Annotated in this window: 11 protein-coding genes; 7 read left to right on the top strand and 4 right to left on the bottom strand. The window is 37.0% G+C overall.

Features of this window, described 5'->3' with window-relative positions; all coding sequences use genetic code 11:
• Nucleotide 1 precedes the first annotated feature (1 nt).
• Together ABYT26_RS08475 and ABYT26_RS08470 are read right to left on the bottom strand one after the other, a co-directional pair.
• Nucleotides 2–1,276, bottom strand: coding sequence for a serine hydrolase (locus ABYT26_RS08475; protein WP_372752839.1), 1,275 nt, complete (start codon nt 1,274–1,276; stop codon nt 2–4).
• Nucleotides 1,273–4,176 (bottom strand): PEP/pyruvate-binding domain-containing protein, encoded by a 2,904-nt coding sequence (locus ABYT26_RS08470; RefSeq protein WP_372752837.1) that lies wholly within the window; start codon nt 4,174–4,176, stop codon nt 1,273–1,275. The genes ABYT26_RS08475 and ABYT26_RS08470 overlap by 4 nt, the downstream gene beginning before the upstream one ends.
• Nucleotides 4,177–4,672: 496 nt before the next feature.
• On the opposite strand from ABYT26_RS08470, the gene ABYT26_RS08465 reads away from it, so the two are divergent.
• On the top strand, nt 4,673–5,968 hold the full coding sequence (locus ABYT26_RS08465) for a KamA family radical SAM protein (RefSeq protein WP_372752835.1): 1,296 nt from the start codon (nt 4,673–4,675) through the stop codon (nt 5,966–5,968).
• Nucleotides 5,969–6,024: 56 nt separating this feature from the next.
• Here ABYT26_RS08465 and ABYT26_RS08460 read toward each other — a convergent pair whose 3' ends face one another.
• Both ABYT26_RS08460 and ABYT26_RS08455 read right to left on the bottom strand, forming a co-directional pair.
• Nucleotides 6,025–6,267: a zinc-ribbon domain-containing protein gene (locus ABYT26_RS08460; RefSeq protein WP_372752833.1), complete on the bottom strand. Its 243-nt coding sequence runs from the start codon at nt 6,265–6,267 to the stop codon at nt 6,025–6,027.
• Between the two features lie 43 nt (nt 6,268–6,310).
• Entirely contained in the window at nt 6,311–7,681 is a 1,371-nt protein-coding gene (locus tag ABYT26_RS08455) for a YihY/virulence factor BrkB family protein (protein ID WP_372752831.1), read from the bottom strand.
• Nucleotides 7,682–7,863: 182 nt separating this feature from the next.
• On the opposite strand from ABYT26_RS08455, the gene ABYT26_RS08450 reads away from it, so the two are divergent.
• The 6 genes from ABYT26_RS08450 to ABYT26_RS08425 all read left to right on the top strand — a co-directional run bounded on the left by ABYT26_RS08450 (nt 7,864) and on the right by ABYT26_RS08425 (nt 13,978).
• Nucleotides 7,864–8,565 (top strand): response regulator transcription factor, encoded by a 702-nt coding sequence (locus ABYT26_RS08450; RefSeq protein ID WP_372752829.1) that lies wholly within the window; start codon nt 7,864–7,866, stop codon nt 8,563–8,565.
• On the top strand, nt 8,549–9,805 hold the full coding sequence (locus tag ABYT26_RS08445; protein WP_372752827.1) for a sensor histidine kinase: 1,257 nt from the start codon (nt 8,549–8,551) through the stop codon (nt 9,803–9,805). The genes ABYT26_RS08450 and ABYT26_RS08445 overlap by 17 nt, the downstream gene beginning before the upstream one ends.
• A 293-nt stretch (nt 9,806–10,098) precedes the next feature.
• Nucleotides 10,099–10,827 (top strand): glycosyltransferase, encoded by a 729-nt coding sequence (locus ABYT26_RS08440; RefSeq protein ID WP_372752825.1) that lies wholly within the window; start codon nt 10,099–10,101, stop codon nt 10,825–10,827.
• Nucleotides 10,827–11,462, top strand: coding sequence for a lipid-A-disaccharide synthase N-terminal domain-containing protein (locus ABYT26_RS08435; protein WP_372752823.1), 636 nt, complete (start codon nt 10,827–10,829; stop codon nt 11,460–11,462). The genes ABYT26_RS08440 and ABYT26_RS08435 overlap by 1 nt, the downstream gene beginning before the upstream one ends.
• 12 nt (nt 11,463–11,474) lie before the next feature.
• Nucleotides 11,475–13,154: an ArnT family glycosyltransferase gene (locus tag ABYT26_RS08430; RefSeq protein ID WP_372752821.1), complete on the top strand. Its 1,680-nt coding sequence runs from the start codon at nt 11,475–11,477 to the stop codon at nt 13,152–13,154.
• A gap of 134 nt (nt 13,155–13,288) precedes the next feature.
• Nucleotides 13,289–13,978 (top strand): phosphatase PAP2 family protein, encoded by a 690-nt coding sequence (locus ABYT26_RS08425; protein WP_372752819.1) that lies wholly within the window; start codon nt 13,289–13,291, stop codon nt 13,976–13,978.
• Nucleotides 13,979–14,096 lie beyond the last annotated feature (118 nt).

The raw sequence follows: 14,096 nt of genomic DNA, 5'->3' as shown, positions 1-14,096 counted from the left end.
TTTAGGGTTTCCGAATTAAATCATCAATATTGCTGGCCAAACCCAAGTGATCGAGATTGGAATTTTTTCTCAGCACGTTAGTCATTAACACCACCATATAGGTAGTCCCATCAGGTTGTTCAACAATCACCACCGAATTCATGTAATTCTGAACATTTCCCATGTATTTTTTGCAAGTAAAGTCCTCTTCGGGTTTACATTGATACAAACTACCCGATTTAAAATAAATAGCTGCATTGCTTAACCGAGGTGAGGATCCGTAACGAATTCGTCTATCGGTCATGTACATCATTCTTTTGATCTCGAGGCTCGACTTGTAATCTACAATTTTACCTCGCTCCAAAGCAATTAGGAATTTCATTAAGCCTCGCGGACTTCCAATACTTCCACCCGAACCAGGAATAATTCGTTTTGCTCCCTGGGTAAACATACTCCCTAATCGCCATTCCTCTTCACTAATTCCAATTTTAAACAAAGGTTCATTTACAACCAAGTTCGCCAAGTTTTGCAAGCTAGCTCTGGGAGTATTCTTAAAATACTCTGCAGCCTGCTCCTCGCTAAGGTTTGGGTAACCCTTCCCGAAAGCTCGCATTAGCAATGCTTCTCGCCAAACTATACTTGCCGCACTATTATTACTTACTGAAAGCATATGATCCACCCACTCGTAAAGTGAAAATATATCGGATTCCTTTACTGTGCGTTTAAAAAATACATTCGTTGTGGTATCATAAAAAGGAACTGTATGTTCGTCGTAATTTCCCCAAGTTCCCGCTTTTACCGATCGTGTTTTTAGAAGCTTTACCCTATCCTCATACGAATTGGGATAAAGTCGTTCCAGCTCATTAAATAAGCCAGCAATTACTGCCAACTTACCCACACTGCCTGGCTGAAACCCTTTGGTATCCTGGCGAGATGCATACCTTATTTTTTTTCCTTCAGTAATATCCAGTAATGCCAATGAATAACTTTCGTGAAGATTGGGAAACAGGCCATTTAGCTTTTGTTGTAGCTTTTTATCGGCCTGAGGAAATACCTCCAAACTATCGCCTCGAACTCCTAAAAGATTTAATTTGATATCCTTTATCGACTTAAGTGCTCCTGGAATCGGCTTTGTATCCTTAATTTGTCCATCGATAATTTTTTGCAAACGCACCAAACGTCTTATTCCTGTGGTTTTGTAACCATCAATCGGATATGGCTCTCCACTTCCTTCTGCAAAAGTTAAAAAGAAGGAAAACAGGAAGAAGATTACAATATAATTTTTACAATTCATCATTTCAAAATTGTAGTTAATAAAACAGACTGTACTGATTTAATTTCAGGAGAAATAGACTGCAAATAAGCAGAAGATAGTGCTTGTTTATTCTCCACAAAAGGTCGTACCTGAAACAACCAAAGCTTGTTATTTTTAAAACCCAGTTCTACATCCCAGGGACCGCTACTATTCACTCCTTCGCTTGTTTTTAATTTCTCCTGCAAAGTCTTTGCAAAAGCTCGAATCTCCTGAAAATTCTCATCCGACAAAATCGACTTCTCGAATGTACTACTAAGTTGTAAAATTCCTCCGGTATGAGGCAAGCTGTTGTATTTTGGCTCCCGTGCTGGCGACAACAAGTTATTTACGCCACTAACCTCTAAAACATGCGATTGCGCCGCTTGTCCGTCTACTGCTCCACCAGCACCTCTGCTAAAGGCAATGGTCAGCTCATCGGATTTTCCCGACTGCACTCCTTTGGTGATTAACACGCCAGAATAATCCACATCTACACTCGGAATTATCAAAATAGAAGGAAAAACATTCTCAGGATTCAGCAAATAACTTTGTCTCCACTTATAGCTTCTTTCCGAATAAGGCGAAGCCCAAACATCTTTGATTCCCTGCACTATTTTTTCAGCATCAAGCACATTAAAAAGAGTCAAATTCAAACCTGCTCCTGTAAAGCTCTTTAAATCTTCCATATTTGTATCGCTACGCAGGAAAACAGGAATTTTCCCCAAAGTTTTTCCAAAAACTGCTAAAAACTGCTGTTCCATATCCTCCTTAAATTCAGGCAACAAAGGCATTTTTTTAATCGCTTCTCTAAGTGTTGACAACTGAGATAAAACGTACTCATCGATATCTAGACTAGAAGTCCCCGCCTTTTGTTTTTCACCTGCAACACGAAAGATTTGGTTCAAAAACTGCCAATACGATACATTTAATCCCGGCATAACCTGATTCATATGCTTTCTGAAAATGCCGAAAGGAACCACCAGACCTTCCACCACCTGATTGGGAAACAACTGCTTCAACTGTCCTAAATTTGCAGCCTTAGGACCACATAATTTTCCCGAATTCGTAGCATTTACCTTTCGGAGATTTACCAAACTGGTTTGCTTCAAATCGATCTGTTCTACCGGAATTTTAATTTTTTCTTCGCTTCGCTTTTTAACAGCAAACAATTTTTTTTCCTCATCAGTCATCCTACTTTCAGGTTTAATAATCACCTTTCCTTTATGCGAAACCACGTAAAAAACGGAAGTTCCCGAATATTTTTTAAGATCTCTAAGGTTTTGCTGCGAAAGCACTGCATTTGGAATCCCTAAATTACGAGCCAAAAGCTGAACGTGCGATACCATATTACCTTCCGAAACAGTTGCAATACCAGCTACTGGCTTTAAATCGGCAGGTGGCCTGCTAAACAAATATATTTTCTCCTTCGATACCTCGATATTTTCCACATTAGCTTCCACTACTACCAATTCGCCTTTTGCAAAGCCTGGATTCAAGCCTCTAAAATGACTTTGGTTTTCAATATCCATCACCTCATTGGACTGGTTGGAAATTTCATTCATAAAATCGCCCAAACGACTTACCGAAGCACCCAAAGGAAGCAGCACCGATGAGCGAATTCGATCATCGATAAAATGATAACTAAGTGGTTCAAAAGCACCAAAAATCTTAATCGTTTCTTCGAAAACAGCAGAATTCATACCAGTTCCCCACTCAATAATGCTACGAGCAGCATCGTGCACTTTACGAATTGATTCCAATGAAATATCTGATGATTCGGTAATCTGCAAATCATTTTTCACTTGCTTCCATTCCCACATTTCGATATAACCACAAGCAGCTGCTGCCTTGGCAAGCATTTCATCCAAATTAATTACGCCTTTCAAAGTTTTAGGTTTCCAACTAGTTAACTCATAAAACAAAATACTTTCTAGCTGAATCGAAACATCCATAAAGGCAAGACGATGCGACGAAAGTTCCTGCAAAAGACAGTCCCGAATTTCGAACAGCATATCGCTAATAGCTTTCACGCGTTGCTCCCCTTTTGTATTGGCTTGCAGATTAGTGAAATTGAGTATGTTTTGCTTTAATTTTGAGCTTGCAGGAACCTTAACAAGGTATCCTTCTAAATCTTTTAAATTTATTGGCTGATAATACAATTCCAATTCGCGTATCAATTTATCAAGCTGTTCTTTTGTGCTTGCCTCGAGCTCGGTGTATTTTTTGCTTTTATATGCTTTTACGCGTTCGATATCTGATTGATCGGGCTGTCCGTGAATTTTAATGCGTGCATCCATAAAATCCAAATCAGTATCTGCAATTTGCAAGGATAAGGAACGAATATTTTGAAGACTTTTTGTTTCCTGACTATGCGGAATACTGCGAACAGATTCCCGCAACAAATAAAATTGGCTTTTAACAGCCTCGCTGTCGGCCAACAACCAGTTGAAGAATTTAATTCCCCAAGCATTTTCATCTTCTGCCTGAATGGCTCCCCGATAAAATTGTCCACGACGAAGCACCCAAGCATTATCGGTAGCCTGTAAATATTTCTCTATCAAATATTGTTTCAATCGAGATTGATGATTTGCTTCATCCCAAAAATCCTCATTAGGAGTTGTTGTCAAAATCTGACCTAAGAACACGTGATTTGTTTGCGCCAAACGCTGCACTGCATCCTTATATGTTGCACGTTGCACTCCTCCTGGCTCGGGACAGCGCTGCTTAGGAGGTACCATGGATCCATCCGGACAAAACCACATGATTTGTTGATAAGGCCCCTTGGGATCCTTTTTGAAACTTTCAATCATACTGGTAATTTCTGCATTGGAAACAGGTTGTGACTGAACCTCAACTCCAAAAAAACAAATTCCCAAAATCAACAATATTAAACTTGTCTTCATAAGTATTTTATTATCGTTATACTAACCAAAAATATCACTTTAAATAGATAAACAATGTTTTTTACGAGCAGTTTAAATCGAAATGCCAAACAAGTTAAAGCTTTCCCCAAAATGAGAATCATTGCCACTCTTCTATTGAAATGAAAGTATTTTTTTACGGCATAAAACATCATTACATACCGCCATAACAATCTTTGAACCAATATATTTCTTCCTACTTGCTTACAAAGTACAAAAATTCCTTATTCATTGAACTACATTTTCGGACAAGTGCTATGTCGAACAAAATAAACTTCGCCAATGTGCCCCTAATAAAATGTTAATATGGAAATAACAGGCATTTTGTGTATCTTAAGAGCAAGAGCTTCTATTCGTGTTACCATCCAGGAAATATCTACTTACAACTCTACCATCTGAATTGCCTTAGTTTTTAAAACTATAAGCATCTTATGCCTTTTCAGATTGGCTCTCTAACAAAACAAAAAAGAATAATTTTATGGAATACATTGCCTACAATTTAAAAACATTCAAAAACATCCCCTTTATTAAGAATTTGAGTCAGGAACAAATCTTCGATATTGAGGTAGTAGGAGAAGTACTTCCTTTTAAAGTAAACAACTATGTAGTAAATGAACTTATCAACTGGACAAATTTTGAAACAGATCCTATCTTCATTCTTACTTTTCCGCAAAAAAGAATGCTGTCGGAAAAGCATTTTAAGAAAATGGCTCAATTGATTCAGGATAAAGCAACTAGGCAAAAAATCGTGCATACCGCCAATCAAATCCGCAAAGAATTAAATCCGAATCCGGCAGGGCAAGGAAAAAACATACCCAAACTAAATGGAACACAATTATTTGGCACGCAGTACAAATACAAACAAACATTACTATTTTTCCCATCACAGGGCCAAACTTGCCATGCCTACTGTACCTTCTGTTTTCGTTGGCCTCAGTTTACTGGTATACATGAATTGAAATTTACCACAAAACGGATTGATTTGGTGATTGAATTCCTCAGAAAAAATCCTCAGATTAGCGATTTATTGATTACCGGTGGCGATCCAATGGTGATGAAAAGCAAACTATTTGCAGACTATATCAACACCATTCTTACTGCCAATATTCCGAATCTGAAAACCATTCGCATTGGCACCAAAACACTTAGTTACTGGCCTTACCGATACACTAGTGATGATGACGCACAACTGCTTCTGGATACCTTCCAACAAATTACAGATGCTGGAATTAACCTATCGATTATGGCCCATATAAACCATCCGATAGAAATGGATACTCCGGTTTTTGCCGAAGCAGTTCATAAAATCCGCGCAAGCGGTGCAATAATTCGCAGCCAATCGCCACTGATAAAACATTTGAATGATGATGCGGAAGTGTGGGCCCAAATGTGGCGAAAACAAGTAAATATGGGCATTATTCCCTACTACATGTTTGTAGCTCGAAACACAGGTGCTCATGAATATTTTGCCCTTAGTTTGGAAAAGGCTTACAACATTTACCGTGAAGCCTATATTCAACTTAGTGGACTTTGTAGAACCGTACGCGGCCCCGTTATGTCGTGCTATCCAGGGAAAATTCAACTTACTGGCATTAGTGAAATTAAAGGAGAAAAGGTATTTATACTGAATTTCATTCAGGCTAGAGATACCGATTGGGTAGGCAAAGCATTTTTTGCCCAATACAATCCCGATGCCCTCTGGTTAAATGACTTACAGCCAGCCTTTGCAGATAAATTTATTTTTGAGGAGAAAACACCTCAGATCCATGGCTAAAAATTTAGCTTTGATTTCAAAAGATAAAGCAACAAACACATATAAATTAGCAGGATTTAAAAAGGGTTCTTCTTCCAATTATATTCATCTTCGCTCAACTGATTTCCGTTTTTACAGATAGGACAATAGTGTAGATAACGAGTCTTGAAGGGAAAAACGGAAATAAAAAACAGACTGGCAAATGTGGCATTTTTTTCCAATATCCAATTGCTTGTGTTATTGCAATTGGTGCAATGTTCCTGCTCTCTGCATTGCTGTTGTTCAACCACTTTATCGTTGGCTCCGAAAATAAAAATCATATTCTTACTTGTATTTAATCGTTTGTTGGGGTTTGGCGATTACTTATTCCTTAATTTGTTCTGATTCCAAAATACAATCTATATCATTTAGAAGTGTTTCCTTCTGATCCGAGGAAACCGATTTCCGATAATCATCGAGAATGGCCTTTAGGCTTAAATAAGCCTTGGTTTGCAATACCGGAATCTTATCGGAACCTGCATTCTCGAGAATATCTATTACCTTATTTACCGTCATGGAATTGATATCGAAAGCTGGCTGATAGGCCATTTGCTTATCTGTATCGGTAACCAATTCCACCACCAATTTAGCATTAATCAAATCAAATATAATTTCCCGAACCAAACGAATTGGCATTTGTAGACGATGCGAAATTTCCTGAGAATGCATGGCTACCTGGTCCTTACGAAAATTATGGATGATTACATGCAAAACATAAATACTTAGAAGGCGTTTGTAATCGTAGGATATTTCGGAGGTTTCTGTTTCGTACTCATAGTTTTCCACATTTTGCTCAGCAAAAGAAATTTCGGCACCAAATAGAACAATCAACCAACTTAATTGCAGCCACATTAAAAATAGAGGTAAGGCAGCAAAACTACCATAAACAGCATTATAAGTAGTTACCATTCCCTGAAACTCGATGTAAAGCAACTGAAATATTTGATAGATGGTTCCAGCGATAATTCCCGCCAGCAAACCCGACTTAAATTTGACATTGGTATTGGGCATAAAAATATACAAGAGAGTAAACAACACCCAAACCAAAAAGAAAGGAGCCAAATTGATCAGAAAACTAAGGTAAGGTCCGACCGCTTCGAGCAAGCTATTCCCATGGGTAAATTCCTCAATCATAGTTTTAATCACCACCGTAGCCGCACTAGAACCAATCAATAAAATAGGAGCAAAAATCATAATAGCGGTATAATCACTAAACCTGCGACCCCAACTTCTTCCCTTTTTTATTCGCCAAACATCATTAAACGATTCCTCTATATTACTCAAAACCTTTAGTACCGACCAAAACAAAATTACAAAACCCAAACCGGCAATCAGGCTGACTTTTGTATTCAGAAGCATTTTATTGGCAAATTCAATCAACCAGTTTAGAACTTCTTCCTGACCAGATAGTTGAGACATGAGTTCTTTCTCCAATTTTTTATCCAAACCAAAGCCTTTTGCAATTCCAAAACCCATAGCCAAAACAGGAACCACCGAAAGAATAGAATAAAACGTTAAAGCTGAAGCCCGAAGCTGGCATTTATCCTCATAGAATCCTTTAACCGCCAAAATGTAAATTCGCAATTGTCGAAGCAAAAAATAGCGTGGACCCGATAATTGTTTCAAGCGCATGCTCCAAACACCACGACTTAAAAAATTCATTAGGATATCGAAATAGTCACGAATACTCTTCATTTATTATGTTTTAGTATATGATTTACTTCTTCGAATTTACAGAAAACGTAAAGATTTAACAATACTATAGATACATAGCCTTTATTTACAAGTTAATTTGCAAAAATAGCAAGAGTATCTAAGATATCCACTTCACTTTTTCCTAAGTTTGTATTTGGCAGTTAAAAAAATCGTTCCCATTTATGAAAAAAGAAATGTTAATTATCGAAGACGACCTATCGCTACAAAAAATTGTGAGCGAACACATGCAAAACATCCAATTTAAATGTACTTGTGTTCAAACAATTGCCGCAGCAAAATCTCTTTTCGAAAAAAAATTTTTTCATATTATATTGCTCGATTTAGGCCTTCCTGACGGAGATGGACTGGATTGTATTTCCTTCATAAAATCGATATGGAACGAAACTGGAGTGCTGGTTATTTCGGCACGTGACAAACTGGAAGACCGCGTAGATGGTCTAAATTTAGGAGCCGATGACTACCTGGTTAAACCCTTTCATCTGTCCGAACTAACTGCTCGTGTAAATGCCTTGATGAGAAGAAATTTTCAATCGGAAAATCAGATTCTTCACTTTGGTCAAATACAAATAGATACCCAGCTAAACCAAGTCTTTATTACTGGCAAAACAATCGATTTTAGCCGAAAAGAATTTGATTTGCTCCTGTATTTTTTCGAAAATAAAAACAAAGTTCTTACCAAGGAAAGTTTATTTGAACACGTTTGGGGTGAAAATTCAGTTTTTATGGATAATTCCGATTTTATCTACACACACATCAATCGCCTCAGAAAAAAAATCAAAGTACACACAGGCGAAAATTACATTACCACCGTTCATGGTTTTGGCTACAAACTAGATATTCTAAAAGATGAAGCTTCTCACTAAAATTAATCGCTCCTACCTGAAATATGCTATTATCGTATTCTTAGTTGCCGATATTGTTATTGTAATGTTGAGCAATCATATCATAAAAGGTGAAATGAGCCAACAACTAAGGCTTGAAGCTGGAGAGATTGAAAGCACAATAAAAAATAATAAGCAATTTTATAACATCAACCCCACTGATATTGCTATTGAGGTTCCTCCTTCGCAGGTGAAAAAGGACATTTTAAAGGACACATTACTCTACAATTCCGAACAAAATGAAATGATCCCTTACCGAGAGTTTACTACCTATAAATTCATCGATGGTATCTGGCATCAAATTACAACCCGGCAAATGCTCATGGAGTTTGATGACATATTAACCCTCTTCACCACTCTAATTTCACTGGTCTTGCTTCTTATTTTCATCGGACTTTTACTTTTTACCCAACGCCTAAACAACGCCTTATGGAAAACATTTAATACAAACCGGGAAAAACTAAAATCCTACTCTTTTTACCCTCCAAGTAAATTAGAATTGGCAAAAACCGGAATCGATGAATTTGATGCTCTTAACGAAGTTCTTTCGCTAATGTCGAACCGACTAGAAACAGATTACAATGCCAGCAAGGAATTCTCAGCCAATGCTGCACACGAACTTCAAACACCTCTTTCCATCATTCGAAATAAATGTGAAAATTTGTTCTCCGAACCCCATATCGATCAAAAAACCATAGAAACCATACGGGAAATTTACCTGGCAACAGATCAACTTTCAGGCATAAGTAAAGCTTTGCTTTTACTCGCGAAAATTGACCATGGACAGTTTCATGAAAAAGATCAAATCTCATTCAATGAAATTTTTAAGTACTGGATCAACTCTTTCCAAGATGTTATTCAGGATAGAGAACTGGCACTTTCGGTTTCTGCAACAGATAATTGTCGAACTAAAATGGATAAACGACTCGCCAATTTGTTGATTCAAAACATTCTTGTTAATGCCATAAAACACAGTAAAAATGGTGAAGAAATCGCCATTTCCTTTGGCAAAAATTATTTTACTATTAGTAATTCGGGCGAAAAAGCCATTCATAAACCCGATCTGATTTTTAATCGTTTCTATAAGGAAAGTCAAAGTAGCGGTGCCACAGGAATTGGTTTGGCCATCGTAAAAAAGATTGCAGATCATTACAAAATTGAAATTGAATACCGATTTACAGATTTTAAACACTTATTCACGTTCAAACACAAGGATTGTTAGCTTTTTGTTAGAAGTATTGTGTTGTTTTGTCTTGAATTTTATATAAAAAAATAGGGGAAATAAACAGCTAGTTTCATCTTTTTCCAAAAAAGTAAATCTAAAATGTTAAAAATTCAAAAATATATTAATTCATATTTATAGTGAATAAGCTCAAAAAAGAGAGATTTGTATATTATTTGAACTATATATTACCGTTCAGTTTATATCTTTGGCAATTATTTTAATAAAATTCCGTTTTTAGACAGAATACCGAACATTAGTCTGCAGTATAATATTTCATTAAAGCTAAATTAATGAGCCAACAAGAAAAAACATTCGAATTAACAATTATCGTTCCTGTTTACAACGAGGAAGACAATATGAAGCGTGTAAAAGAAGAATTTACAGCTTATTTTGCCAGCTCAAAATATACATCTAAAGTTTTGTTTGTAAACGATGGCTCCTCAGACAGTAGTCAGGAGATGATTGAGGGAATTTGTAAAGATTCAGATCTATTTTCCTATTTAGAATTGAATAAAAATCACGGTTTAAGTGCGGCAATTAAAGCAGGATTCGATAATACAGATACACCATTTGTTGGCTATATCGATTCCGATCTTCAGACCACCCCATTTGATTTCGATTTGTTAATGGAACACCGACACGAATATGCTTTGGTAACCGGCGTTCGACAAAATCGAAAAGATAGCTTTGTAAAAAACATGAGCTCGAAAATTGCCAATGGCTTTCGCCGATACATGACTAAGGACACCGCAGAAGATACTGGTTGTCCACTAAAAATCATGAAAACTGACTACGCCAAGAAAATGCCTTTCTTCAATGGAATGCATCGTTTCATTCCTGCCCTAATAATGCTACAGGAAGGAGCTATTAAGCAAATCCCCGTTCGTCATTTTCCTCGAATCGCGGGTGAAGCCAAATACCATCTTTTCAATCGACTATCAGGGCCTTTTAAAGATTGTTTTGCCTATCGGTGGATGAAGAAGCGATATATCAATTACGAAATTATTTCCCGTAGCTAATGAGTAGTTGGTACGTTTATACAATCGGCTTTATCGCGCAAGGGCTGTTCTCGGCTCGATTAATTGTGCAATGGATAAAATCTGAGAAAGCCGGCAATTCATTATCGCCCATCCTATTCTGGCAACTCAGTATTTTAGCTTCGTGGATGCTTTTTATTTATGGCTTACTACGCGATGATTTTGCCATTATCATAGGACAGGTTATTGCCTATTCCATTTACATTCGCAATCTGCACATTCAGAACAATTGGAAAAACCTTCCCTTGTTAACGCGTTTAATTGCCATTGTAACACCCATTGTAGCCTTGGTTTTTATGATGAAAAACTGGGAGTTTCACTATCATCAACTGTTTAAAAATGCGGATATTCCCACGCTACTTTTGATTTGGGGAATTGCTGGTCAAATAACCTTTACCTTTCGCTTTGTTTACCAATGGATTTACTCCGAGCGAAAAAAAGAATCTTGTCTTCCCCTTGGCTTTTGGGTAATCAGTATCATTGGCTCAATTATGATTCTTTCCTACGCCATTTACCGAAAAGATCCGGTTCTTTTCCTTGGACAAGGTTTTGGCATGTTGGTCTATTGCAGAAACATCATGCTCATTCGAAAACAATCTCATAAATTAGATCACTAAACTTTTATACAAATGATTCAACGTTTTCTATTTGACAATAAAACATCAGTTCATCTGATTTTTCTGCTACTAGTATGTTACTTTGCCTTTTTCTTTGCCAACAGTAGTTTTTTTGTGAATATTATGGAAGCAAGGAACTTTGTTACTGCCCGTGAAATGATCGAAAAAGGAAACTGGTTGGTACCAAGCATGAATGGTGAATTACGTATTGCCAAACCCCCACTTCCTACCTGGATTACTGCACTAATCGGCAGCTGGTTTGGCTTGGAAAATCTCAGTATTCTGCGCTTCCCATCAGGCATAATGGCATCGATTATGGTGGCGTTCATGTACTTGTTTACTCTTTCGCTAAATAAAAACAGAATAGCAGCACTTACCAATAGTTTAATTTTAGCAACCAGTTTCTACGTGCTTTTTATGGGAAGAAATGGTACTTGGGACATCTACTGCCACAGCTTTATGCTTGGAGCCATTTGGCTCTTGTACAAAGCCTGGAAATCTGAAGGAAACAAATGGTTAACATTTACTGGCATTGGCGTGTTGTGGGGATTATCTTTTTTAAGCAAAGGTCCGGTTGCCTTTTTTGCAACCTTAATTCCTTTTCTAATTGCCTACGCATGGGTTTATAATGGAAAAACAATACTCAAACAATGGAAACCCCTGGTCTTAGCAATTCTCATTTTTGCAGTCATCAGCTTTTGGTGGCCCATTTTTATTTCTCTTATGCATGCCGACGAAGCTGCTGCCATTGCAAAACTAGAATCGGGCTCTTGGATGAACCGACACGTTCGTCCTTTTTACTACTACTGGAATTTTCCTATTCAATCGGGAATCTGGACTCTAGTAATTGCCAGTGCCTTAATTTTTCCGTACGCTTTTAAGCGATTCGAAGCCAAAAAGGAATACAAGTTTGCACTTATATGGACAATCTCAGCTGTGGTTCTCTTGTCTCTTTTACCAGAGAAAAAAGACCGATACCTTTTGCCTGTTCTGATTCCTTCGGCACTTTTAGCAGGTCAATTTATTCAACACTTGCATCAGGTATTTACAGAAAAAACAGACCAAAAATGGGATCGTATTTTGTTTGGAATCAACCTTGGTTTAATTTCCATAGTTGCTTTTGCATTACCCATTGGCGTTTACATCTTTTTTTATCAAGACGGTCAGATATCTCTTGTTTCCTTCATTTTATTTGCTCTTCTTTCGGAAAGCGTTCTCGTTTTACTCATACAGGCCTGGAGAAACAGAAAAGCGCTTCATCTTGTGGTGGGAATGGTTGTATTAATGGTTTTGGCAGAATTTTTTGTGATTCCAAACACTGCATCCATACTCAATCAGAATCCTGATTTTAAAGACATTAGAGAGTCGAGGGATTTGGAGGAAATTAAAAATTTAAATTTATACAGCGCCGGCGAAGAAGGTTTTCGAATTGAACTGGTTTGGGAAGTAGGTCGCGAAGTGAACGAATGGAATTTTACAGAATCTCCAAATTTACCAGAACAGCAGGCATTTGTTGTCTTTTCGAGTCAATTACCAAGTAAAACATTTCCGCAAAACATATTGAATCAGGTAGACATTGAGGTTCTCGACTTTTATGACTACAACCGATACAGCAAGGGAAAACACCGAAACAAACCTCATTTTCAAAAATATGTTTCGATCATCAGGCCAAAAATTAATTCCAGCAAATAAAAAGAATAATAAAATAATATCCAAAGTGCTACAACAGTGGATATCATAGCCTTTTTATTGCGAAAAAATCCTGACACAATTTAAATGATATTTGTTTTTACGGTCTGAATACAATTTAGCTTAACGGATTGCATATGGAAACACTCATACAAATCGATAAAGAATTATTACTGTGGCTTAATAGCTTCCATACCCCTTTTTGGGATGTGATAATAATGATTTTTACAAGAAAGGAATTCTGGATTCCACTGTATTTTACCTTAATTTATCAGATTTATAAATTCAAAGGAAAGGAAGCTTTGTGGTGGATCATCGGCATTGTGCTCGTTGTTGTTTTAAGCGATCAGATTTCTACACTGTTCTTCAAAGATGTATTTGAACGATTCCGCCCCAGTCATGATCCAAGTTTAAAAGGTATGGTAAACCTGGTTAGCAACTATACAGGAGGCAAATATGGTTTTGTTTCCTCGCACGCAACCAATTCATTTGCCTTTGCCATTTTCTCAGCTTTACTGTTTCAAAATAAACTATATACTGCATTTATATTCACTTGGTCTTTGCTTATCATCTATACACGAGTATACCTTGGCGTTCATTTTCCAGGAGATGTATTGGGCGGAATGTTGTTAGGCCTACTAATTGGTTACGGGATTTATCATCTTACTCAATGGGGAATTTCGAAATACCGATTATCCAACCATTCAGCAAAACCCAAAAGGCTTGATTATAAAAGTGTTTACTGGATTATTTGTGTAGCTTCTGCCGAAATAATCACCATCTGCCTAGTTGTTAAGAAACTACTCAAATACGGAATGTTTTCATAAATTCTTTTTTTTATTTGGTAAATAAAACGACTAATTTAGGAGATTCATAAAAGTAAAATTTGTTATCCTCCGTAATACATTCGGCACAATCATTAAACATAAATTTAACTTTTCAAAA

The sequence above is a fragment of the Labilibaculum sp. genome (assembly GCF_041595635.1).
Lineage (GTDB): Bacteria > Bacteroidota > Bacteroidia > Bacteroidales > Marinifilaceae > Labilibaculum.
This window is presented reverse-complemented; position numbering and strand designations above follow the sequence as displayed.

Bases quoted from the DNA above. Each gene is read 5' to 3' on its own strand.
- ABYT26_RS08465 (WP_372752835.1), top strand. From the start codon at position 4,673: ATGGAATACATTGCCTACAATTTAAAAACATTCAAAAACATCCCCTTT.
- ABYT26_RS08435 (WP_372752823.1), top strand. From the start codon at position 10,827: ATGAGTAGTTGGTACGTTTATACAATCGGCTTTATCGCGCAAGGGCTG.
- ABYT26_RS08430 (WP_372752821.1), top strand. From the start codon at position 11,475: ATGATTCAACGTTTTCTATTTGACAATAAAACATCAGTTCATCTGATT.
- ABYT26_RS08475 (WP_372752839.1), bottom strand. From the start codon at position 1,276: ATGATGAATTGTAAAAATTATATTGTAATCTTCTTCCTGTTTTCCTTC.
- ABYT26_RS08450 (WP_372752829.1), top strand. From the start codon at position 7,864: ATGAAAAAAGAAATGTTAATTATCGAAGACGACCTATCGCTACAAAAA.
- ABYT26_RS08470 (WP_372752837.1), bottom strand. From the start codon at position 4,176: ATGAAGACAAGTTTAATATTGTTGATTTTGGGAATTTGTTTTTTTGGA.
- ABYT26_RS08460 (WP_372752833.1), bottom strand. From the start codon at position 6,267: ATGATTTTTATTTTCGGAGCCAACGATAAAGTGGTTGAACAACAGCAA.
- ABYT26_RS08445 (WP_372752827.1), top strand. From the start codon at position 8,549: ATGAAGCTTCTCACTAAAATTAATCGCTCCTACCTGAAATATGCTATT.
- ABYT26_RS08455 (WP_372752831.1), bottom strand. From the start codon at position 7,681: ATGAAGAGTATTCGTGACTATTTCGATATCCTAATGAATTTTTTAAGT.
- ABYT26_RS08425 (WP_372752819.1), top strand. From the start codon at position 13,289: ATGGAAACACTCATACAAATCGATAAAGAATTATTACTGTGGCTTAAT.
- ABYT26_RS08440 (WP_372752825.1), top strand. From the start codon at position 10,099: ATGAGCCAACAAGAAAAAACATTCGAATTAACAATTATCGTTCCTGTT.